This window comes from Shewanella sp. LC6, assembly GCF_006385735.2.
GTDB lineage: Bacteria > Pseudomonadota > Gammaproteobacteria > Enterobacterales > Shewanellaceae > Shewanella > Shewanella xiamenensis.
The window spans coordinates 3,345,831-3,366,609 of record NZ_CP043902.1 but is presented as its reverse complement, the minus strand read 5'-3'; the positions used below and the strand labels follow the sequence as shown (position 1 = coordinate 3,366,609).

The 20,779-nt window shown below is 44.7% G+C and carries 22 protein-coding genes; 13 read left to right on the top strand and 9 right to left on the bottom strand.

Going from position 1 to position 20,779, the window contains the following annotated elements; genetic code table 11:
- Positions 1 to 337: 337 nt before the first annotated feature.
- Positions 338 to 1,318, top strand: coding sequence for a 4'-phosphopantetheinyl transferase superfamily protein (locus FJD32_RS15200; protein ID WP_088585833.1), 981 nt, complete (start codon positions 338 to 340; stop codon positions 1,316 to 1,318).
- 157 nt (positions 1,319 to 1,475) lie between these two features.
- Positions 1,476 to 2,021 carry a hypothetical protein gene (locus tag FJD32_RS15195; protein ID WP_088585832.1) on the top strand — a complete coding sequence of 182 codons (546 nt, stop codon included), beginning with the start codon at positions 1,476 to 1,478 and terminating at the stop codon, positions 2,019 to 2,021.
- Between the two features lie 63 nt (positions 2,022 to 2,084).
- Here the strand turns inward: FJD32_RS15195 and FJD32_RS15190 are convergent, their stop codons facing one another.
- On the bottom strand, positions 2,085 to 4,076 hold the full coding sequence (locus FJD32_RS15190) for an alkyl sulfatase dimerization domain-containing protein (RefSeq protein WP_140906860.1): 1,992 nt from the start codon (positions 4,074 to 4,076) through the stop codon (positions 2,085 to 2,087).
- A gap of 122 nt (positions 4,077 to 4,198) precedes the next feature.
- Here FJD32_RS15190 and FJD32_RS15185 point away from each other — a divergent pair, with 122 nt between their 5' ends.
- Entirely contained in the window at positions 4,199 to 5,143 is a 945-nt protein-coding gene (locus tag FJD32_RS15185) for a LysR family transcriptional regulator (protein WP_088585831.1), read from the top strand.
- 47 nt (positions 5,144 to 5,190) lie between these two features.
- Here FJD32_RS15185 and queF read toward each other — a convergent pair whose 3' ends face one another.
- The gene (gene queF, locus FJD32_RS15180) at positions 5,191 to 6,051 is read right to left on the bottom strand and encodes an NADPH-dependent 7-cyano-7-deazaguanine reductase QueF (protein WP_037416675.1); all 861 of its coding nucleotides are present in this window, start codon (positions 6,049 to 6,051) and stop codon (positions 5,191 to 5,193) included.
- A 59-nt stretch (positions 6,052 to 6,110) separates the two neighbouring features.
- Here queF and syd point away from each other — a divergent pair, with 59 nt between their 5' ends.
- On the top strand, positions 6,111 to 6,761 hold the full coding sequence (gene syd, locus FJD32_RS15175) for a SecY-interacting protein (RefSeq protein WP_140906859.1): 651 nt from the start codon (positions 6,111 to 6,113) through the stop codon (positions 6,759 to 6,761).
- 85 nt (positions 6,762 to 6,846) lie between these two features.
- Here the strand turns inward: syd and FJD32_RS15170 are convergent, their stop codons facing one another.
- Positions 6,847 to 7,620 carry a Zn-ribbon-containing protein gene (locus FJD32_RS15170; RefSeq protein ID WP_037416681.1) on the bottom strand — a complete coding sequence of 258 codons (774 nt, stop codon included), beginning with the start codon at positions 7,618 to 7,620 and terminating at the stop codon, positions 6,847 to 6,849.
- A complete protein-coding gene (locus FJD32_RS15165) occupies positions 7,620 to 8,003 on the bottom strand; it encodes a hypothetical protein (protein WP_140906858.1) in 384 nt (127 codons plus the stop codon). Before FJD32_RS15165 ends, FJD32_RS15170 begins: the two co-directional genes overlap by 1 nt.
- Before the next feature lie 147 nt (positions 8,004 to 8,150).
- Here FJD32_RS15165 and FJD32_RS15160 point away from each other — a divergent pair, with 147 nt between their 5' ends.
- Entirely contained in the window at positions 8,151 to 8,549 is a 399-nt protein-coding gene (locus FJD32_RS15160; RefSeq protein ID WP_047534614.1) for a DUF3192 domain-containing protein, read from the top strand.
- Between the two features lie 39 nt (positions 8,550 to 8,588).
- On the opposite strand, the gene FJD32_RS15155 is transcribed toward FJD32_RS15160, so the two are convergent.
- Entirely contained in the window at positions 8,589 to 8,822 is a 234-nt protein-coding gene (locus FJD32_RS15155) for a DUF2789 domain-containing protein (RefSeq protein WP_140906857.1), read from the bottom strand.
- Between the two features lie 145 nt (positions 8,823 to 8,967).
- Here FJD32_RS15155 and FJD32_RS15150 point away from each other — a divergent pair, with 145 nt between their 5' ends.
- Entirely contained in the window at positions 8,968 to 9,606 is a 639-nt protein-coding gene (locus FJD32_RS15150; RefSeq protein WP_037430045.1) for a GNAT family N-acetyltransferase, read from the top strand.
- On the top strand, positions 9,599 to 9,904 hold the full coding sequence (locus FJD32_RS15145) for a DUF962 domain-containing protein (protein WP_037430048.1): 306 nt from the start codon (positions 9,599 to 9,601) through the stop codon (positions 9,902 to 9,904). The genes FJD32_RS15150 and FJD32_RS15145 overlap by 8 nt, the downstream gene beginning before the upstream one ends.
- Positions 9,905 to 11,742: 1,838 nt before the next feature.
- On the opposite strand, the gene FJD32_RS15140 is transcribed toward FJD32_RS15145, so the two are convergent.
- Both FJD32_RS15140 and FJD32_RS15135 read right to left on the bottom strand, forming a co-directional pair.
- Complete coding sequence (locus FJD32_RS15140; RefSeq protein WP_047534621.1) at positions 11,743 to 12,129, bottom strand: DUF3301 domain-containing protein; 387 nt, start codon at positions 12,127 to 12,129, stop codon at positions 11,743 to 11,745.
- Positions 12,126 to 13,139 carry a DUF3549 family protein gene (locus tag FJD32_RS15135; protein ID WP_037416706.1) on the bottom strand — a complete coding sequence of 338 codons (1,014 nt, stop codon included), beginning with the start codon at positions 13,137 to 13,139 and terminating at the stop codon, positions 12,126 to 12,128. The genes FJD32_RS15140 and FJD32_RS15135 overlap by 4 nt, the downstream gene beginning before the upstream one ends.
- A gap of 147 nt (positions 13,140 to 13,286) precedes the next feature.
- Between FJD32_RS15135 and FJD32_RS15130 the strand changes: the two genes are divergently transcribed.
- A complete protein-coding gene (locus FJD32_RS15130) occupies positions 13,287 to 13,607 on the top strand; it encodes a YqcC family protein (RefSeq protein ID WP_055648604.1) in 321 nt (106 codons plus the stop codon).
- Complete coding sequence (truC, locus tag FJD32_RS15125; RefSeq protein ID WP_140906856.1) at positions 13,594 to 14,430, top strand: tRNA pseudouridine(65) synthase TruC; 837 nt, start codon at positions 13,594 to 13,596, stop codon at positions 14,428 to 14,430. Before FJD32_RS15130 ends, truC begins: the two co-directional genes overlap by 14 nt.
- Positions 14,431 to 14,518: 88 nt before the next feature.
- Here the strand turns inward: truC and FJD32_RS15120 are convergent, their stop codons facing one another.
- Entirely contained in the window at positions 14,519 to 14,692 is a 174-nt protein-coding gene (locus FJD32_RS15120) for a hypothetical protein (RefSeq protein WP_037416714.1), read from the bottom strand.
- 127 nt (positions 14,693 to 14,819) lie between these two features.
- On the opposite strand from FJD32_RS15120, the gene FJD32_RS15115 reads away from it, so the two are divergent.
- The 4 genes from FJD32_RS15115 to FJD32_RS15100 all read left to right on the top strand — a co-directional run bounded on the left by FJD32_RS15115 (position 14,820) and on the right by FJD32_RS15100 (position 19,865).
- Positions 14,820 to 15,284: a flavodoxin gene (locus FJD32_RS15115; protein ID WP_047534629.1), complete on the top strand. Its 465-nt coding sequence runs from the start codon at positions 14,820 to 14,822 to the stop codon at positions 15,282 to 15,284.
- The gene (locus FJD32_RS15110) at positions 15,236 to 16,717 is read left to right on the top strand and encodes a PTS transporter subunit EIIC (protein ID WP_088585828.1); all 1,482 of its coding nucleotides are present in this window, start codon (positions 15,236 to 15,238) and stop codon (positions 16,715 to 16,717) included. Before FJD32_RS15115 ends, FJD32_RS15110 begins: the two co-directional genes overlap by 49 nt.
- Before the next feature lie 213 nt (positions 16,718 to 16,930).
- On the top strand, positions 16,931 to 17,746 hold the full coding sequence (gene purU, locus FJD32_RS15105; RefSeq protein WP_037416965.1) for a formyltetrahydrofolate deformylase: 816 nt from the start codon (positions 16,931 to 16,933) through the stop codon (positions 17,744 to 17,746).
- 190 nt (positions 17,747 to 17,936) lie between these two features.
- Positions 17,937 to 19,865, top strand: coding sequence for an HD domain-containing phosphohydrolase (locus FJD32_RS15100; RefSeq protein ID WP_088585826.1), 1,929 nt, complete (start codon positions 17,937 to 17,939; stop codon positions 19,863 to 19,865).
- Positions 19,866 to 19,936: 71 nt separating this feature from the next.
- On the opposite strand, the gene dapD is transcribed toward FJD32_RS15100, so the two are convergent.
- On the bottom strand, positions 19,937 to 20,761 hold the full coding sequence (gene dapD, locus FJD32_RS15095; protein ID WP_037416726.1) for a 2,3,4,5-tetrahydropyridine-2,6-dicarboxylate N-succinyltransferase: 825 nt from the start codon (positions 20,759 to 20,761) through the stop codon (positions 19,937 to 19,939).
- Positions 20,762 to 20,779: the final 18 nt, after the last annotated feature.

The window sequence follows — 20,779 nt, the reverse complement described above, 5'->3', positions numbered from 1 at the left end:
TCACCCACATAATCTATCGGGACTGCATGATATTGCCATTTTAACTGAGTCAACACTCATGCTTAAAAGAGGCTTAAAACCCGTGTTTTTGGGTGTTTTACAGTACACAGTGGTGATGCAGATTACCCTAGGTTTTTGCTCGATACAATCATATGGGACTTGAAATGGTTTTTTAATGATCAAATTGTTTTCGAACAAAGCAGCTAAATGCAATTTCATCAAAAATAGTTTTTAAAATTCAGTTGGTTATTGGTAAGGTTCAGATATTGTTCGTCAGCCGAGCAGAACTGAGTAGAATAGGGCTGCCGTTAAACTCAGGTGTTGTTGGGATAAATTAATGAATATTGAGCTTTTTTTTATACCATTAACCGAAATGGATGCGGCTAGCACGAGTGCCTGTATGGCGCTCTTGAGTGAGGACGAGCGCGCTAAAGTGGCGCGTTACCGGGCACCCAAGGCACAAATGAATGGCTTATTGGTGCGAGCGGCGCTGCGCTGCGTCTTATCCCAAGGACTGCAATCTCGTGGTGGAGCCTCACCTTACTCCTCCCAACGACTGATTGCGCCGCAGGACTGGTGTTTTGAATACGGTGAAAAGGGCAAGCCTAGCCTCTGTCATAAGCAGTTTCTGAGCACTGGCATTGAGTTTAACTTAAGCCACAGTGGCGACTGGTTGTTGATTGCCTTGGCGCAAGATGATAACAAGGGAGAAACCGCTAACACAGCGCTGCCCCGTTTAGGCTTGGGGGTGGATATAGAGCGTTCCCGCGCTAGCACTAATATTTACCCGATCCTGAATCATTATTTTTCCCCGATTGAAGCCGAAAGCTTATTAGCCCTTGAAGGTGAAGATGCGCAGCGGCAGCGCTTTTTTGACCTTTGGGCTCTTAAGGAATCCTACATCAAGGCAACGGGTTTGGGCTTAGCACAGTCGCTGAAATCCTTTGCCTTTGACTTAGCACCAAACAGTTTACTGGCGGTTGATGATGGCGCGCTGCAAGCTGCCGAACCCCGTCACTGGGTTGAGCTTAATCAGAGGCATAACGTTGCTTTACCGAGCCAAGCTAAGCACCGTTCTTATCTTCAACTCCCCTCGCATATTCAGCTTTATTCCAATATTAAGCTGTTGATTGAACCTAGAACAGCACTCGATGCAACAAGCTCTGGTGTACAGCATTGGCAGGGGTTCTTTGGTCGACTTAATGATGAATATCGTTTTGGTTTGAGCTTAATGCATAGTCATAGCTTGGGGAATGTGGCGATTTCCATGCAGCTAACCAGTATTACCGGATTACTGGCGGCATGCTCAGTCGTCTAATGTACTCAGTGGCGATAAGGCTTTTGCTTGCAATGAGTCACTTTGAATTTAGATTACGGTTTTTTAGCTGAGTTTGTTATTCCTTCCTTGATTATTCATTTTAGATTAAACCTCGCTCGCTATAGTCATGCAAGAGAACTCACTGATAAGGTTGTTAATGATGAAATTCAAATGCCTTTTATCGACTAGCACTTTGCTACTGCTCGGTGGCTGTGGCTACTTTGGTGGCGATGAAAAACAGCAATTAGAGCAGGCATGGCTTGCTCAAGATCCGCAACTACAGCAAGTGGTTGAGCAAATTCGCAGCCGCGGACTCGATGTTGTGGCTCAAAGTGCGGCGGCGGGCACAGTGTCGGCCTGCGTGACAGAGAAACTGACGCAAGATCCCTTAGGTAAGTTAGTCAATGTCGAAGGCGCCTTAGTGGAGTCGGCCAAGGTGACAGAATTACTCGGCGACCTACAGAAGCTAATGGAACAAGAGGTGAGTTTTGATCAAGTGGCAAGCTTGCTGCAAAAGGGCGCCGATGCCGCGGCCTATGCGAAAAACCTTATTGAGCAGCAAGGATTAGATCAAGCAATGCAAAGCCTTAAACAAATGGCACTGGCGAGTGAGCAATTTGCTCAGCAGGATTTAGGCACGCATTTTCAGCAGTTATTGTTGGAGTGTAAAACCACATCCCCAGCGACAAGCACTGCCAACTAACCAGTGTGAACGTCACGCCTTCATCCTATAAAAACGCCCTGAATATTCAGGGCGTTGAATTATCTACTTGGTAATCGGCGGTAGTGGGACAATTTCAAAGTTGGCATCGAACTGGACTAAGGTCGACATAATTTTACCGAAAGCGGTTTTATCGCCTTCCAGTTTGGCACTGCCGTTAGCCAGCAAGTCTTTAAGGGTCGTTTTACCGAGTAAAATGCCGGTAATATAACGCTTATCAATATAAAGATTGGTATCAGCCTCCATCGGTTTATCAACTTGAATATTGCTTAAATTACCATTGCTTAGCTCTACATAGAGCGTTTCTTTAGTGTCAGGATTAATCACATTAAGCCTTAACAGCCCAAGCTCAGCGGCCTTGATGCTATCGACTTTGACGGCGAGAAAGTCAAACAGGGTTGAGATATCCATTTCACCTAAAATATCAGCTGAGGCTGATTTAGGTGCACCGGGCTGGACTCCTGTGCGTAACTCTTGGGCACCCGTCAGATAAATATTGCGCCAGCCAGCGCCTTCGGCTTGATAACCCAGTTGTTCATAGGTATCGGCAAGTAATTGTCTGGCTTCAGTGTTATTAGGTTCTGCCATCACGACTTTATTGAGTGCGGTGGCTACAAAACGGTATTCGCCTTTTGCATAGTCGGTTTTGGCATGTTTAAGCACGGCGTTAGCGCCGCCCATATACTCAACAAATTTGGCGGATTCATCCTTTGTGGGTAGTGGGTTTAAGTTGGCCGGATTCATATCAAAATAGCCTAAATACATGTTGTACACGGCTTTAGCATTGTGGCTATAGGTGCCGTGATAACCATTGGTATACCAAGTATCGCGCACGGCTTGAGGGATAGTGGTTTGAATCGCATCGCCAATATCTTGAATACCCACCCCATTATTGGCTAATCGCAGGGTTTGATTATGGACTAGGCCATAGTTATCCCTTTGCATTCTTAAGTAGGCGTTGACATCCGTATTACCAAACACGGGCGCGGAGTGTGCTTCAAACAGTACCTGCGCATCATCACCAAAGCGTGTTAGCAACGCATTGATATCTTTAGACCATTTGATGGCATCCCGTACTTTTGCCCCACGTAAGGTGTAAATGTTGTGCATGCCATGGTAGGTGAGTTCAGCCGTCCATAGGGCCTTCATTGAGGGAATATAGGTGGCCATTTCCGACGCAGCTTCGGTGCCCGAGGCATCCATAAACACCATTTCGATACCATCGATAGTTAGCGTTTCCCATTTATCTTTGCTGTTAAGGGTGATATCGGGTTTTACATAGGTGACTTCGCCTTTGGATAAGCCTTTGGCAAGTGCGGCATCGACAATGCCTTGTTCATTGCGCTCTAATGTGGCGCCGTATTGATAGGCGGCGCGGCGACTCATGGCATTTCCTGCGAGGACGTTTTCGTCAACAATTTCTTTGGTGATGTTATGGGAACCATAGACTTTGACGTTTGGAAACATGTCTTTAATGGCGCGGGAACCGCCAAAATGATCTCCATGGCTGTGGGAATAAATCATCGCGACCACAGGTAAATCATTGCCCTCTGGTAAATGTTTAAGCGCAAATTCCAATGACAACTTTGCCGATTCTTTGGTGAGTAGCACGTCATACAGGATCCAGCCTGTTTTACCGCGGATAAGGGTTAAGTTGGCTAAGTCGGTGCCGCGCACTTGATAGATGCCGTCGGTGACCTTGTATAAGCCGTTAGACACCATATTCAACTGGGCCTGACGATACAGTGACGGGTTAACTGTGTCAGGAGTTTTATCGCCAATAAAGCTGAAATCGGCCCGTAAAATCGCTGCCGTAGGTTCATCGAGTTCGGCGATAAGATTCTTCGAAAACGCTTCAAAGGCTTTTTTATCGGCAAAGTTAAGGGTGGCTGCTGTGGCCTTGTTTACCTCTATGGTTTGTTTGGTAGCAGGCTTGCCTTGATAGTGCAGGCTGATGTGTTCATGCTCGTGTTCAGCGGCGACTGCGCTTAAGGAGAAGCTAGCGATAATACTGATTGTCATCAAAGATTTTTGCATCATTTTACCTACCGATAAGTGGGATTGTGTCGTTGATGGTTTGAGTATAGCCAGCTTGTATATTTAGATAACTCGAGTTAGCTTAGGTTGTAATATTTATCTTGTGAATGAGTGTTTCCCCTATGCCGACACAAAAGCCGTTAGATTTAAACTTATTACGTGTGTTTATGGTGGTTTATCGTACACGTTCGTTTACCCAAGCGGCGCAGGAGTTAGATTTAACTCAGTCTTCCGTGAGTAATGCCATTGGCCGATTGAGATCATGGGTAGGAGAGTCGCTGTTTACTCGGGTTGGGCGTGGAATTGAACCAACCGCAGTAGCTCGAGAGATGTATCGCAAATTTGAGCAACCCATGGCCGATATCGAAACCGTATTACTTGGGTTTGAGCATTTTGATCCCCGCTCAAGCCAGCGGCGCTTTTATGTATATGCCAATGAGTCGGTTATTGAAACGCTGCAAGCAGGTGTGCAAGCTTTATTGTTGGATGCGGATATCGAAGTGATTTTTCGTGAGTCGCCGCCACAGGAGGCTGAGTTATATCGTGATATCTTGCTTGAGCAGGTTGCGGTGGCGATCGATATTAAACCCGCTCAGCAAACTTTGCTCTCAAGCAAATTACTCTTTACTGAAAGTTTAGTCTGTATTGCCAGTAAGCAGCATCCTCGTATTCATGGAGCCATTACTCATCAACAGTATTTTGAGGAGAAACACGTATTTTTAAATTTGCGGCGTTTTAATTTGACGGCGGGGGATTTGTTTACTGAAGGCGTGTTACCAAGGCGCAGGATGTACAGTGAACAGTCCTCTCTATTAAGTATGTTTGCAACCGTAGGTAAAAGTGAGGCGATAGGTATCGCCCCTTTACGTTATGCCAGTCAATACGCTGAAATGTTTGGCTTACAAATACTACCTATGCCACTAAAAACAAGACCAATTGATTTATATATGGTGTGGAGCAGTAAATATACCCAAAACCCGAGTCATCAATGGTTACGAAGCTTATTACTTAGTGCCAGTACCATGACAACAAATGAAAAAGCGCTGGTTCAGGCTCGTAGCGAGTGAATCAGCGCTTTTTGCGTGCTTATCTTATTGTTGTAAGAAGGTATCTATTACTGTCTGGCTAACCTGTGGCTTTCACCCGGATGCTCAAAGTCACTGCGGTAGGGGTTAATGTCTAAGCCGCCACGACGGGTGTAGCGGGCGTATACAGTTAACTTAGCACAGTGACAGTAATGTTTTAGGTCGACAAAAATTCGCTCGACACACTGTTCGTGAAACTCATTATGTTGGCGGAACGAAATCAAATAGCGCAGTAATTTTTCGCGATCGATTTTTGGCCCTTGATAACGGATCATCACACTGCCCCAATCGGGTTGAGAGGTAATTAAGCAGTTTGATTTCAATAGATTAGAATTGAGTGTCTCTGCGACAATCTGTTTTTCATCTGTGCTGTTTTCAAGATAATCAGGATTAAAATCATAATCACTGACTTCAATATCCAGATCGTCAATGCAAGTGCCTGGCAGTTCGACGACACGTTGAATTCCAAAACTTTTAGGCTCAATAATCTTAACGTTAACATCGCCTTGGGCACATTCACTTAGATCTTTAACTAAGGTTTTTTGCACCGCATCGAGATTGTCGAATTTGGTTTGATTAAAACTGTTTAAATACAGTTTGAAGGATTTTGACTCGATCAGATTTTGGCTTGCATGACTTAGCTGAATGTCGGCGATAGCCACCATAGGTTTACCCTTGGCATTTAGCCAAGACAGCTCATAGGCCGTCCAGATATCGGCTCCGTGGAAAGGTAAACTCTCCGCAGTCAGGTTGATAGCGTTACGGTTAAGTGAGCGAGGAACCCCTTGCAGCAGCGATGCATCATACTCGGCTTGGTAATCAGTAGCTTTACCTAAAGTTAAGCTCGCAAGTTCTTTTGCATCACTATAGGGATCGTGATTCTGTGTCATCAATACTGTTTCCATGTCAAAATAGGCGCACATTATACCCGAAATTGGATTGTGCTTAAGTGTCTTGTCTGCCTGCTCTCGATAAATTTTTGCAAAACTATCATCAGTCTTACCTATCAACTTTAGGCGAATTACCGCGATATTACCCGCGAGGTGAGCCATCTTTGTGCATTCAAGGAGAGTTTGATGAATCATCCGATGATGCGGTGAGCTGGTTACCTGTTAAACGTGAACAAGTAGGCAGCTTTGCGAATGTTGAGCATGCACTTGAACTTAAATTATGGTCTGATATCAATTACTTCTATGGTGAGTATTTTGCGGCGCCCGTGCTATTTGATTCACCATGGGGCACAGGAGAATTACTACAGGTATGGAACGAGGTGGATTTTGACGCGTTGCAGCAAAATATCATCGGTCACTTAATGATGAAGCAAAAACTTAAGCAACCGCCCACCTGGTTTATTGGTTTGCTTGATGAGGGCGATAAGATGCTAACGGTGGATAATGCCGATGGTAGTGTATGGGTGGAAATCCCCGGCGAGCTTCCCTCTACCCAATTGGCGCCGAGTTTAGCGGCGTTTATTGAGGCGTTATCGCCACGTATCGCGCCACCCGTGAAACATGAAGAATTGCCTATGCCAGCGCTCGAGCATCCTGGGATTTTTGCCAGCTTTAAACGTATGTGGCACAACCTGATTGGTAAGCGTTAAGCGCGTTGAAATGCAGCAAGGCCTAAACATAGTAAACTCGACATGCATATCTAGCCTGTCGAGTTTAGGCTTTAATAAGGCAAGGCTATTGATGATCCCAAGACAAGTTAGACACTATGCGGCAAGGTTCGCAGCGAAAGTGGAACATATCTAATAGCGGTTCATCGAGTTTCCAGTCGTGGCTGCCACAACGCGGGCAGGGGCGTGCCAGCTCAGATTGCAGATCCTGCCCTCCGACGCGATACAAATAATAGTAAGTGGGAATTTTAGTAAGGTATTCGATTCGGCCACGTAAGTCCCAACCTCGTCTAAATAAATCACTGTTTGGGCTCGATAATTCTTCTAGCGCTGCAAATTCTGCCTTAGTGGCGGCCGCCATTTGTAACTCATCACAGGCTTGCCACTCGGTTTGCCAGCGGATAACTCGCTTATGATCGCCATTAAAGGTCGCAGGGATTTGATACAGCGGAATAGGTAATAAGTTATCACCACTACGCAGGGGGGAACACATATGCACATAGCTAGTGTAGAGCAGCTGCCAGCTGGGCGGCTCAGTGTTACTGACCTCAGAATTAATATCCTGACCGATAAACTTTTCACGTGGCGCCAGTAGTTTAGCCTCGGTTAATTCCGCCAGCGCTTTTTTCACCCAAGGGCTGTGGTAACGATGGGCCAAACTGTTTTTTTCCGGCGTGAGTAGACGTACTCGAAATTCGCCCTCATTAAAGGCTACGGCAAATTCGCGGCCGAGGATTTGACCATTAGCGCGATAGGCTTCGAGTAATTGATTGATGGCACGTTCTGCCGCACTGATGGTTGTATCGGCAAAGCATTCAAAGCGCAATTCGGTGACAAACATTAAGCGGATTTTCCTTGGGATTCGAGTTGACTGACACGTTGTTTCAGCTCGATAAGTTCATTTCTGAGTTGCATGATCTCGTTGTTTTTTAACGCGAGGGCCTGTTCAATGCCTTGTTGCAACTGGGCTAACTGTTGCGCCAATGTGGCGACTGTGAGTGGCGAAGCATCGGTGGTATGTGTTTCTTCAACCACGGGCTGTGATTGGGCCGCTAAACGTTCCCGCTCGGCTTTAGGTACCGATTTAAATTGCTGTAATCCTTGGATTAATATTGGCATAGGGATTTTGTTACCGACACGGCTTTTTATCAGGGCAAGGCTTGGTGTTTTACCGCTGGCTTCGAGTGCGCAGGCTGCTGCTAACACTTGGTCAATGGGACTCATAATAAGTGAAATTCCTTAATGTATATCGTGTTTTTCACTAACTTACTGTGATGTGGTTATTTTAGTTCTTATAAATCAATGTATTGCTGTTTGGCATTGATTTTGCTTTTTAACAATTTTTATAACAAGTACACAGGAAGTCATAATATGAACGCAAATATTAATCGCAAACTCATCGCGGTCACGTTTTTAGGGTTAGCAAGCTTAGGTCTTAGCGGTTGTGTGGTCAATGTCGGCGATGGTGAATCTAAGTGGGATAGCAGCGAATCTTGGGAAAAAACACAGGATAAAAACCGCACTAATCTGACTAAGCTCAGCCTTGGCATGAGCAAAGACCAAGTGATGACGCTAATGGGAGCAGCAGACTTTAGCGAGTCCTATTTACAACAAAGCGCAGGACAAGCAGACAAAGAAGTGTTGGTCCTCTTTTATCGCACTCAGCACTCCCATAGCGATGGTAAAACCACTAAGGATGAATGTACGCCTGTAGTCTTGAGTAACCATGTTTTAGTAGGTTGGGGCGACACTGCGTATCAAAAGATTTAACCCCAACTTCCCCAAAATACACTTGAAAGCCCTAAAAAATTAGGGCTTTCTTAACTGAGCATCAAGCTGCTCAATCAGTTCGGTCCATTGTGCATCAGCCTCTAAGGCTTCGACGAGAAAACTCTTTTGCGCTTGTGTCCAAAAAGGCGCTTCAGTTAAGTGTATTTGTGCTGCAAGCTTGTGAGTCGCAATAAATTGCGCAATAGCATTGGGTTGGTTCTCTAATCCCAGTTGTTCAAATAGATGGCTTAAATCAATTGGTGTAGTATCCATTCGATCTCTCCCTTGGTTAGCTTTTTATCTAGGTTATGCATCTCTTTAGGAAATGCAATCGATGATTAAAATTTGCACTTTTGGGTTTCCTTGATACATTGATAAAGACTCATAAGAGTGTGATCTAAATCAAGGAATTCTAACAATGGACAATAAAACCTTGGATGAGTATCGTGCCGTTTATCTCACCGCAGAAGATTTACGCTTGGCCGCTTCAATTATCTACAATGCGTATCACGATGATCCCTTTTTTATTAATGCGTTATCCACCGCAGATAAATTTGCCTACGAACAAAAATTACGCGCCGCAATTCGCGAAGAACTCAATACTCTATGGCAACAAAAGCAGGCCTTAATCGGACTCTTCGATGGTGCTCATTTAGTGGGGGTTGCTTGCGTTGTCACCCAAGAAGTGCCACTCGGAGAAGGTCGCTATTGGCACTGGCGGCTCAAAATGTTGCTGGGTACGGGGTGGCAATCGACCCAAGCTATGATGAAAAAGGAATCGATTATTTTGGAACTGTTACCCAGCCAGCGTTGTGGGATTTTGCAATTTATTGCTTTAGCGCCAAACGAGCAAGGTAAAGGGCTGGGCCATCAACTTGTTCAAGCGGTAGTGAGTTGGTGCGATGAGCAGCCAAATCTTGAAGGTATTGGGGTATTCACCTCGCAGGAAGCTCATATGCATTTATTTAAACAACATGATTTTGTTTTCTTGGGTGAATTGACTATTGGTAGTGTGGCTGGGCAATTACTTTTTTATACAGGCCAACAAGATGAATGAACGTTATCGCTCTTTCGCTGAGTTTTATCCTTTCTATCTCTCCCAGCATCAAGACAGTCGTTGTCGGCGGCTACATTTTATTGGAAGTATTCTGGTATTGTTATTATTAGGGGCTGCATTTATCACTGCCGCATGGTGGTTGTTGATGCTGATCCCGCTAGTGGGGTATGGATTTGCTTGGGTTGGTCATTTTGTCTTTGAGCGTAATCGACCTGCGACCTTTCAATATCCTTTGTACAGCTTGATGGGGGATTGGGTGATGTTTGTCCAAATTCTTTTGGGAAAAGTAAAGTATTGAATCTGATATTCCGGTAAGAAGCTGACAAGTGTGTGAGAGATCGCTTACAAAGCCTGTAAGACAATATGTTTTTCTGTTGATTGTTTTATAATCTGTAGTTTTAAAAGTTATTTAATTTCAATTTGTTACAAATTCCACTTTGCTGGTTGAATGAGATTTTTCTGGGTTGTTGTTCTTATGTGGGAACAACAAAGACAGAATTCACGTAGAATTTATTTGTCGCCAAAACACATGGATAGCACGGATTGCAATACAGGCGAAACGGACGCAAGAAGCAACTAATTTAGGTTCTTGGATTTTGGATTTGAACCTCTGGCGGTAGGAAAACTGTCATAAACCAAGGATAGGCTAAGGAAAAGCAGGATAGCTTTGTCAAGGATGATACAGGATATAATACTTGTTAGGACGACAGGTTTCAGGATGATAAAGGACAAGCTTAAGGATTAAGCATGTACTCGGTGCAGGATGTATCGAGTTAAGGGATAAGTATAAGGGTGAACAGCTTGTACTCGTCTATGGAAGGCATTGAGCAGGATGCATTATGGAATGAGTCATAGGATGTGACTGGTGCCGGAATAGGATTTCCGGGTCAAAGGATTGAGTGTTATGGTTAAGCCATAACACAGGGAGGATTAGGGATACAGGGATGCTGTAGGATGCACGTAAACGCATGGATGGTGCAGGGAGCACAAATAAGCAGGATGGCTTACAGAGAATAAATGGGGCGTACACAGTACGCCCTTTTCTTTTTTGTCTTTTGAAGCCGCAGCTTGTATCCAGGCATTTTCTAAATATTGAATTGCAAATCCGTCCAATCACCCAGTTCACAGCTCATCAAGATTCTAATATCAACCCGCTTATACATTGATAACAATGCGCAATGATACTTTTGAGTTGCTTGGTTCTAGTGGTTGATACTAACCAGAGTATATGGAACTTGGCGTCGCTTAGAGGCTGTTCATAGTTCTGTGTCAAAATGTCCATTTTTATAATTTTAACGGTAGTGGGATAAAAGAGATTGTCGATTATTGCTCCTTTATGCGGCGATTTACGGCTTGGTTGGTTCTGAGTCTTTCTTGGCAAGCAAACTAAATTAGTTGAGAGGATTAAAATTGCCAGTTTCTTTGTGAGATATGTCTCACAAGTATGTAAGTAATTTGTAAGTTTTTTGACTGATAAAAACCGTCATATTCCATCAAATATAGTTTAATCAGTGTGTTAGGTTTTGCTTTTAATTATGTCGTTATTATTGCGGCTTATCTTTTTATTTTAACTAGCGCAAATTTCATCATGACTATCCTAAGATTCATTTGCAGAGGGAGCGAGAGACAACAGGATGTTAGCGGTCAGGATGGCCGGACAGTGTTTAATGGATTAACACTCACGGAATGGTAAGGAAAGACTTTCAGGATGAAAGCGTTACGAACCACGGAAGGATAGACTATCACGGATAGATAGCCTAGTTGCACAGGATTGCGATGGCACAAGGAGTGCAGCAGAAAGGAAGCAACTTAACCTATTTCATGGATGATGCTGGAACCGCTCAGGAAAGAGCAAGCTTGGTAAAAGGAACGCCAAGAGGTAGGGATGTACTTGAGTACAGGGAGATATCAAGGATTGAACAGGGATGATGCAGGATGCAAGTTGACGCATGGATGGTGCAGGGAGCACGAAAATAGCGGGATAGCTTAACAAAGAACAGAAGGGCGTGATCTTAGGAGCACGCCCTTTCTTTTTGGTATTCATACAGATGATGCAGATGTTGAGCCGCGCTATGGCTGAGTGTTATCAATACGGCTTGGCGTGATCAATTCAGCTCAAAGGTCAACGGCAGTGACTTAATGACACTTGCCAGAGCTACAACTACTTTGGCTCCCACAGCCACCAAATTTACCTTTCGTCGTCGGTGCTTCTTGCCATTCGGGTTCTGGGAATATAGGCCATTCAATCTTTTGAATTTTTTTACCTAGCATCCATATATGACCACGATATTGATTTATACCATCTGTGCTGAACTCGAATAGATACTTTGCCTTCCAACAGATCCCGGTAGTGCCGCCAAGGCTAGGACGAGCGGTTTCCATTGCGATCGCTAATAGTTGTACTTTTTGTCTACAGCATTCTTTTTCAGCAAAAATACGGCTTAATTCTGCCATTTGACGAAGTTGCCAAAAGAAAGCGGCAACGACAATCAGCGCAATAATTAACAGAAGATCTGACATCATTTACTTGCAGCCTTAAACAAGCCACCAATGGCTTGTGATAGTTGAACACTACGATTGGGATTTCGTAATTCACGCAGTAAGTGATTGCGTAAATTAGGAATAGCCACAATATCAGCAAAGACCTGATTAAAAAAGGCTTGCGGCTGAAGTGCAAGTGCTTCTAAGTAAATACTGCGACTCAGCTCTTGCTTTAGTATCGACCAATTTCGACCTGCAATACTGATGAGGGCGTTTGCATCAAGCTGGTCTGTATGCTGTAAGTGGGCTAAGGCTTGTTGGCTTAATTCAGACTGTGATGCTAATGCTCGCATGTAATAGGATTGGTACTCATTAGGTGCCTTGATGAACTTACTAAAGATCTTCTCCGCAATAGCCTCAGTCAACTGTAGATGTTCGAGGCACTGGCATAGAGCGATTTGCACTTCAATGGCGGCATGGTCAAAACTGGCAAGTATATGTTGCTCATGATCTAATTCATTGAGACGGACACAAACATCACTCAAACCTTGCAGGCCAATATGTTGCCATTCACTCGGAGCAATTTGGCCTGATAAGTATTGCATGGCAAATTCATATTGGATTGATGCCTTTAACCCTAATTGCTTACGCACTAAGGCGTTGAATAACGCTAGTTTCTCTTGGCTAGGTTTAAAACTAAATGGATTATTGGCGAGGCGATCCTGCTGTTCATCGGTTAATGGCTGAGTTGGATCTTGTCCCAGTGCCGTGAGCACCATTTCAATAAATTGTGAACGGGGTGCAGGCGAGAGTAGACCTTGCTCATCTAAAGGAAGCTTGAGGAACCAAATAAAATGCTGCTGGCTTTCATTCCAAAAAACAATGGCAAACTGTGCATGGCCTTGAATAGGGTAGGGATAAGGTGTGGCTAGAGATTCGATTTGATGGAAGGCCAACATATCGATGTGCTGTACCCTTCGACCCAGTTCATAGACTTGGAATTGGGTTTTGGCTGTCGTTAAAAATTGGCTAAGCGTAGTAATTTCAGTCATTTGGCTGCTATATCAATCAAAAAGGCTCAATAAATTGGCGACATTATAGGGGGAAGTTGTTCACGATGGTATGATTGCCACACTTTTATCGCCCCCTGTCGCTGAGCGTTATCTTCTAGTGACAGCGAGCTAAAGGACGTTACATTGATGCTTTACAGCCAAACTCAAATAAAATTAGCCCAAATTATTCACGAGCTCCAAGGTGTTGGACTTTGGTCGGCCAATGCGCCAAGTGATAAAGCGATGGCCAGTACTGCGCCGTTTGCCTGCGATCTTATGTCGTTTGAACAATGGTTACAGTTTATCTTTATCCCGCGAATGCAAGCATTGATCGATGCTGGACAACCCTTGCCTAGCCAAATTGCCATTGCGCCTATGGCTGAACATGTGTGGTCTGAGCAGGCGACATTAGCACCCTTAATCGGTGTCTTAAATGAATTGGATATATTGTTAAATGAACCAAGATGATATCTGGTTAGATATACCAGAGAGTAAGCAATTGAATACCGATAGTGATGATGTAGAAGCCGCGCCTGAACTGCACATTTTATATCAAGACGAGCATCTCGTTGCTATCCACAAACCTGCGGGATTGCTGGTGCATCGCAGTTATTTGGCACGCCGTGAACGTTTTTTTGCGATGCAATTAACACGCGATCTGGTGGAGTGTCATGTGTTTCCGGTACATCGTTTAGATAGACCGACCTCTGGCGTGTTGTTATTTGCCAAAAATAGTGAAGTGGCTAACGCGCTTTGCGAACAATTTGCCGACCATAGTATCGAAAAACAGTACCTAGCGTTGGTGCGTGGCAATATGCACGAGAGTGGTGTATTGGATTATGCGCTCAAGGTGGAATTGGATGAAGTGGCGGATAAGTTCTCAAATCAAGATAAAGCAGCCCAAGAAGCGGTGACTCAATATGAACCGCTACTCAATGCTGAAATCCCCTATCCGTCAGGACGTTATGCAACGAGTCGATTTGCTTTAGTTAAACTGAGTCCTAAAACGGGGCGCAAGCATCAACTAAGACGCCATATGGCGCACTTACGTCATCCGATTATTGGTGATACCACCCATGGTGATGGTAAGCAAAATGCATTTTTTAGAACCCATTTTGACATCAATCGACTATGGCTGATTGCGAAAAAATTAACCTTCACTCACCCGATAACCCATGAGCGCTTAAGCATTGAAACAGAGCTTGAGCCTGAATGGGAAACCGTTTTTGCTCGCCTAGGTTGGGATGATAGCGCATTATCTTCCACACCCAGCATATTGATTGCGGGTTAAGCTGAAATGTATTAGGTCGCCACGTGTTTATTTGCGTGACTAAGATAGTGTGGTCTGTTCACTTGCTGTTGGCCCTGATGTTAACAGCTTAGCTACTCGCTAGCTTTAGTTCTTGCATTAAGGTGACTAAGCTTGAAAATCCCGTGGTGGGCTTAAGTGGCGTTTGCAGGTTTTGCTGTGCGGCATGAAAGTAATGTTTACGTCTAATTTGAGTGCTTTTATGTTGGTGCTTGAGGTGTTTTTGCCTATTGCTCTGTCGCATCAGTTTAGTTCCTCATGCTCAATAACTTGATTTAATTTATAAAATTTTACCTTGTTGCTTGCCCTAAAGCATAACAATAAAGTAACTTCAGCTGAGTTGCGTTTACGCATGTGGGACGGAGTATATCATGAAAAAAGTTAATCTGATCTTTGGCACTGTGTATGGTAGCGCACAATTTACCGCCGAAACCTTAGAAAAAGCGCTGACAGAACTTGGTTATGAAGCCAGATTGTGGCAACCGAATGAAATTAGCCAATTTACACCACCACAGGATGAGCTGTTAGTGGTTGTCACCTCAACCACCGGGCAGGGGGATTTACCCGATGATATCCAGCCTTGGTTTTATCATCTCCAAACAACAGCTCCCTATTTGCCAGAGCTGAAATACAGTGTTATTGCGCTGGGAGATTCAAGTTACGATACCTTTTGTGGTGCAGGCAAGTCAGTGGATGCATTGCTGAGTGAATTAGGCGCAAAAGCCGTTGTGGAGCGTCTCGATATTGACGCCTGTGAAACCATGGAACCTGAGGTCGAAGCGATAAAATGGCTGCAAAGCTGGAACCAAATCGTCAAATCCGAGCGCGCCGCTTAGGCCATTTGGTCACTCAGCAGTGGTTTAAATTTGCTCAGCGCTTAAGCCAAGCGCTGTTAATCCCTATTGCCATTTTACCCGCGGCTGGGGTCATGCTTGGGTTGACGGTAAGCCCAATTCCCTTTATGCCTGAAGTACTTAATGTATTAATGCTGGCTGTGGGTAAGCTGATCTTCGCGATTATGCCGATTTTGTTTGCGGTGGCAGTGGCGATTGGTTTTTGTCGAGATCAAGGGATTGCTGCATTTACCGCGGTGTTTGGCTATGGCGTGTTGACAGCAACCTTGGCTGCTTTAGCTGACTTATACCAATTGCCAACTCAGTTAGTTCTTGGCATGGATACCTTAGATACAGGGATTGCTGGCGGCATGCTGATTGGCGGCGTGACTTGCTTTGCGGTGCGTTGGAGCCAATATATTCGCCTGCCAGCGATTTTTTCCTTTTTCGAAGGGCGGCGTAGCGCCTCTTTATTGATCATTCCGTTGGCTATGGGGTTAGGTTATGTACTCGCCCATGTATGGCCATCAATCTCCTTATTGATTGAGCGAGTCTCTGATTGGGCTGTTTACCAAAAGCCTGCAATTGCGTTTGGTGTTTATGGTGCGCTTGAGCGTTTACTCATTCCTTTAGGGCTACATCATATTTGGAATGCACCATTTTATTTAGAAGTTGGCCAATATCAGTTGCAGGACGCCGAAGTGGTACGCGGTGAAGTGGCGCGTTATTTAGCGGGTGATCCGCAAGCAGGGAATTTAGCGGGGGGCTACCTGATTAAAATGTGGGGATTACCAGCAGCGGCGCTGGCCATTTGGCGCTGCGCTGATGCCTCGGAGCGAAATCGTGTTGCGGGTATTATGCTTTCCGCTGCGGCAGCCAGTTGGTTAACAGGTGTGACTGAGCCAATTGAGTTTGCATTTATGTTTGTGGCGCCTATCTTGTTTCTTATCCATGTCATGCTGGCGGGCTTGGCTTACTCTGTCTGCATTATGCTTGATATTCACCATAGTATTGTATTTTCCCACGGACTGGTTGACTTCACTTTGCTATTTTCCCTGTCCCGCAATACGGGATGGTTTGCAGTCTTGGGGCCGCTTACGGCGGTGATTTATTACATTTTGTTTAGGGGAAGTATTCTGGCATTTAATTTAAAAACGCCAGGGCGGCTTGAATCCTATGACGCCAATCGCTCCAAAGAGAGCTTAAGAGCAATTATTGCGGCATTAGGTGGTCGCGATAACATCGTTGAACTCAATGCCTGTTTAACGCGATTACGTTTGAGTGTGCATAGCCCTGAGTTAGTTAATAAAGTTCGACTCAGTCAGCTAGGCGCGAAGGGAGTGATTGTGATGGGGAAAGGTGTGCAAGTGGTCTATGGCACTAAGGCTGAAACTCTGCGTAAAGTGTTGCAGCGTTATTTAGATACACGGCGTTAGCATTGCAGCTTATTAAAATTAATCACTGATTTATTGTGTTTAATAAAGTCAACTCACAATAAATTCACTTTTTAATACAAAAAATTAGCTTTTCATGCTGTATCAGCGGATTGGCTATGGCACACTCGAGTGAGGGACCATAGAGGAGATCAGATTTTGCAGTCACAGCATGTAGTTTCCAACGCACAACCCGCCTTAGCACGTAAAATCCTGATGACAGATTGCGCCGATGCCCAAGGGCTTATCGCCAAAATCACCAGTGTTTGCTTTAACCATCAGCTTAACATCATCAAAAACAGTGAATTTGTGGATAATGCGCAGGGAAGATTTTTTATGCGCACTGAGCTTGAGGGGCACTTTAACAGCGAGCAATTATTGCAGGATCTGCGTCAAGTATTACCCGTTCCAAATCATATGACCTTAGTGAGTGCGGGTAAGAAACGCATTGTTATATTAGTCACTAAAGAAGCACATTGTCTCGGCGACCTCTTGATGAAAGCGTATTATGGCGGTTTAAATGTTGAGATTGCCGCCGTAGTGGGCAACCACGATGTACTTAAAGAACTTGTTGAAAAGTTTGATATTCCTTTTCATCTCGTCAGTCATGAAGGACTCGACAGAATTCAACATGAGCAGGCGTTGTTGGCCGCGGTGTCGCAATACGCGCCAGACTATCTGGTGCTTGCCAAATATATGCGGGTGCTGACGCCGGATTTTGTTGCTGAATATCCAAACCGTATCATCAATATCCATCACTCTTTCTTACCAGCCTTTATTGGTGCAGCTCCTTACCGCCAAGCCTGGGAACGTGGGGTGAAAATTATCGGTGCGACGGCGCATTTTGTGAACAACTGCCTCGATGAAGGGCCGATTATCAAACAGGATGTGATCCCCGTTGATCATAGTTACAGCGCACTCGAAATGGCCAAAGCGGGCCGAGACGTTGAAAAAAGTGTTCTCAGCAAGGCGCTGCAATTAGTGTTAAATGAGCAAGTGGTGGTTTACGGCAATAAAACCATAGTGTTTTAGGGTGTAAAATTTGATTTGAGTATCCCCAACATACTCCTGCGCATACCGTGATGGGGATCTTATGTTTCAGTTTTAGTCTGCGGCTTATATTCGCTTTGCTATCCTTATGTTTAATAGGATTTTTACTTTGTTTATGTCCTAATGAGTTTTTGAGTCTACATTCCTATTTTTAATCAAGGATGGAGGTTGGATGTCAACAAATCGCGGTCTAATTGTCGGAACGATGGATCTCCCCGATGGTTTGCATTTGTCTTGGGCACAACTTGATAAAGAGTTTCGTGTTCAAAAAATGAGCCAAGCCTTTTATGAGCGCTGTAACCGCTCAGCAGCGCAAATCATTAATAAACCTATTTGCCAGTTATTCAGTGCTTTTGATACTGATTTATGTGCAGATATTGAGCATAGTAGCGGTGGCTATATAGGCTTCCAGTTACAGGACAATAATGGCGCAAATGTACATTTCGCTTTGCATGCAGTTCCTGAAAATGGATGGTACTTGATCTTATCTGAGATAAATTTTAAAGATCCCAAAATTAAAGAATTGCACGTAGATTATCGCCGTGTAATCCAAGCGAGCGATGTTTGGTTGCAGCATATTGAAGAAGTGATTAGGTCTTCTCCTGAGGATGTTTTCCGGGTTGCGGTAGCCAAATCTGTCGCACTCAGCAGTAGTCGGTATGGGTTTATTCTTTTACATAACGAAAAATCGAAATTGCTTAGCTTGGCGGCCAGAACCCAATACCCTCAATCTAAGATTGACCTGCCAGAAATTGTCGAAGAAGAGACTCAAGCTCCTGAAACTGAAAGTCTTGTCTGGCTTGAATGCGCTCAAAACTTTAAGCCCATCATTAAAAATAGCCTAGGTAGGCCCGCGAATGCTCAGGGAGTATTCGATAAATTACTGCTTGAGGAACGCTATTTAGCGGTGCCCATTTTATTTCGAAATCGGTTGATGGGAATTATTTGCGTCGTTGGGCGAAGTGACCCCTACAGTCGTCAAGATGCCCGCTCATTGCTCACTTTTGCGAGTATTTTATGGCATTCGATTGAGCTTCCCCGCAGTTTGCGGGCAGTATCGCGGCAGTCCAAAATTATTAAGGCGCAAAAGGAGCAATTATCCCAATCGTTAACCCAGCTTATCAGCGCCATTTCCGAGGCATTAGAACTTAAGGATGCCTATACCGCGGGGCATCAAAAGTCGGTGGCCCAATTAAGCTATCTTATAGGTGAAAAGCTCGGGCTTGAGCCGCAGCGTTTAGAGGGGCTAAAAATTGGTGCACTAGTGCATGACATAGGAAAGCTTGCAATACCATCACAGATTTTGACTAAACCTTCAAAATTATCCAAAGAAGAATACGCCTTAATTCAAACTCATCCACAACATGGAGCGGAAATTGTAGAGGATGTCGAATTTCCCTGGCCGATTAAACAAATGATATTACAGCATCATGAGCGGCTCGATGGATCGGGTTATCCCTTGGGATTAAAGGATAAAGCGATTCTCTATGAGGCTAAAATTATTGCCGTTGCCGATGTTGCTGATTCAATCCTATCACACCGACCCTATCGTCCTTCATTGGGATTGGCGAAGATGACAGAAGTGCTTCGGGCGGGTAAAGGGACCTTATTTGATCATGATATAGTTGAAACCTGTTTAGAGGTACTTATTAACCGTGAAATTAGTATTAGCGATCATATCGGTTCTGCCGCGCTAGACCCGGTAGTGACAGTCACTTTGGACCATGAGTTAGCCGACATTAAACGACTACTTGCTCACGCCCATGCTAAGGTGGCTGTTGTACAGGATGAAGAACATCACCTCATTGGCGTTATCACCCAAAGATTATTGGACTACTGGCTCAGCCCCCTCATTGGCAGTGCAGCCGAGCGAGAACAGGATAGGGCTTTTTTGCGTAAAAAAGCTCATCAAATCATGGAGCATTCTGTTCCTTTAATTAGTGATGTGGCGACTTCAGAAGATGCGCTGCAGCAACTTAATGAGTCTGACTCTGAGTTTTTGGTGGTTGTGAATAAGGCGCAACATGCAATAGGCGTAATCGGCTGGCGTGCAATAGCAATGGCGAATAAGTTACGCCAGGATGTCGAGCGTTTAATTTAACGGAACTCAGTAGATAAAAAATGCCAAGCAGGCTGCTTGGCATTTTGTTATCCCGCAATGTAGCGAAACGATTAATCGACGATACGTAACAGTTCGTTGATCCCCACTTTGCCGCGGGTTTTTGCATCCACTTTCTTGACGATAATCGCAGCGTATAGGCTGTATTTGCCACATGCTGAGGGCAGGTTACCGGATACGACTACAGAGCCAGCTGGTACGCGGCCATAGTGGATTTCGCCCGTTTCACGGTCATAAATACGGGTACTTTGGCCGATATAAACGCCCATGGATATCACCGAGCCTTCTTCTACCACAACGCCTTCGACAATTTCAGAGCGTGCGCCGATAAAGCAGTTATCTTCGATAATAGTCGGGCCAGCTTGCAGCGGCTCCAATACCCCACCAATGCCTACACCACCAGATAAATGCACGTTTTTACCAATTTGCGCGCATGAACCCACAGTTGCCCAAGTGTCAACCATGGTCCCTTCGTCAACGTAGGCGCCAAGGTTCACGTAAGAGGGCATTAACACAGTGTTTTTACCGATAAAAGAGCCTTTACGAACAGTGGCTGAAGGCACCACGCGGATGGCTTCGGCTTTAAAGCGGGCCTCGTCATACTCGGCAAACTTTAACGGCACTTTGTCAAAATATTTGGTTTCGGCGCCATCGATAACTGCGTTATCAAAAATACGGAATGACAGTAACACCGCCTTTTTCAACCATTGATGAACATGCCATTGGCCGTCGATTTTTTCAGCGACGCGCAGTTCACCCTTGTCGAGCATATTGATGACATGTTGCACATCGTTACGCACGCTAGCGTCAACAGTGCTTGGTGTGATGTCGGCACGCGCTTCAAAAGCGGCCTCAATACGTTGGCGTAAAGCCTCCATTTACTTCTCCCGTTGTGG

Coding starts and splice junctions, on each gene's coding strand:
- FJD32_RS15200 (WP_088585833.1), top strand. CDS start 338: ATGAATATTGAGCTTTTTTTTATACCATTAACCGAAATGGATGCGGCT.
- FJD32_RS15195 (WP_088585832.1), top strand. CDS start 1,476: ATGATGAAATTCAAATGCCTTTTATCGACTAGCACTTTGCTACTGCTC.
- FJD32_RS15190 (WP_140906860.1), bottom strand. CDS start 4,076: ATGCAAAAATCTTTGATGACAATCAGTATTATCGCTAGCTTCTCCTTA.
- FJD32_RS15185 (WP_088585831.1), top strand. CDS start 4,199: ATGCCGACACAAAAGCCGTTAGATTTAAACTTATTACGTGTGTTTATG.
- queF (WP_037416675.1), bottom strand. CDS start 6,051: ATGACACAGAATCACGATCCCTATAGTGATGCAAAAGAACTTGCGAGC.
- FJD32_RS15170 (WP_037416681.1), bottom strand. CDS start 7,620: ATGTTTGTCACCGAATTGCGCTTTGAATGCTTTGCCGATACAACCATC.
- FJD32_RS15165 (WP_140906858.1), bottom strand. CDS start 8,003: ATGAGTCCCATTGACCAAGTGTTAGCAGCAGCCTGCGCACTCGAAGCC.
- FJD32_RS15160 (WP_047534614.1), top strand. CDS start 8,151: ATGAACGCAAATATTAATCGCAAACTCATCGCGGTCACGTTTTTAGGG.
- FJD32_RS15155 (WP_140906857.1), bottom strand. CDS start 8,822: ATGGATACTACACCAATTGATTTAAGCCATCTATTTGAACAACTGGGA.
- FJD32_RS15150 (WP_037430045.1), top strand. CDS start 8,968: ATGGACAATAAAACCTTGGATGAGTATCGTGCCGTTTATCTCACCGCA.
- FJD32_RS15145 (WP_037430048.1), top strand. CDS start 9,599: ATGAATGAACGTTATCGCTCTTTCGCTGAGTTTTATCCTTTCTATCTC.
- FJD32_RS15140 (WP_047534621.1), bottom strand. CDS start 12,129: ATGATGTCAGATCTTCTGTTAATTATTGCGCTGATTGTCGTTGCCGCT.
- FJD32_RS15135 (WP_037416706.1), bottom strand. CDS start 13,139: ATGACTGAAATTACTACGCTTAGCCAATTTTTAACGACAGCCAAAACC.
- FJD32_RS15130 (WP_055648604.1), top strand. CDS start 13,287: ATGCTTTACAGCCAAACTCAAATAAAATTAGCCCAAATTATTCACGAG.
- truC (WP_140906856.1), top strand. CDS start 13,594: ATGAACCAAGATGATATCTGGTTAGATATACCAGAGAGTAAGCAATTG.
- FJD32_RS15120 (WP_037416714.1), bottom strand. CDS start 14,692: ATGCGACAGAGCAATAGGCAAAAACACCTCAAGCACCAACATAAAAGC.
- FJD32_RS15115 (WP_047534629.1), top strand. CDS start 14,820: ATGAAAAAAGTTAATCTGATCTTTGGCACTGTGTATGGTAGCGCACAA.
- FJD32_RS15110 (WP_088585828.1), top strand. CDS start 15,236: ATGGCTGCAAAGCTGGAACCAAATCGTCAAATCCGAGCGCGCCGCTTA.
- purU (WP_037416965.1), top strand. CDS start 16,931: ATGACAGATTGCGCCGATGCCCAAGGGCTTATCGCCAAAATCACCAGT.
- FJD32_RS15100 (WP_088585826.1), top strand. CDS start 17,937: ATGTCAACAAATCGCGGTCTAATTGTCGGAACGATGGATCTCCCCGAT.
- dapD (WP_037416726.1), bottom strand. CDS start 20,761: ATGGAGGCTTTACGCCAACGTATTGAGGCCGCTTTTGAAGCGCGTGCC.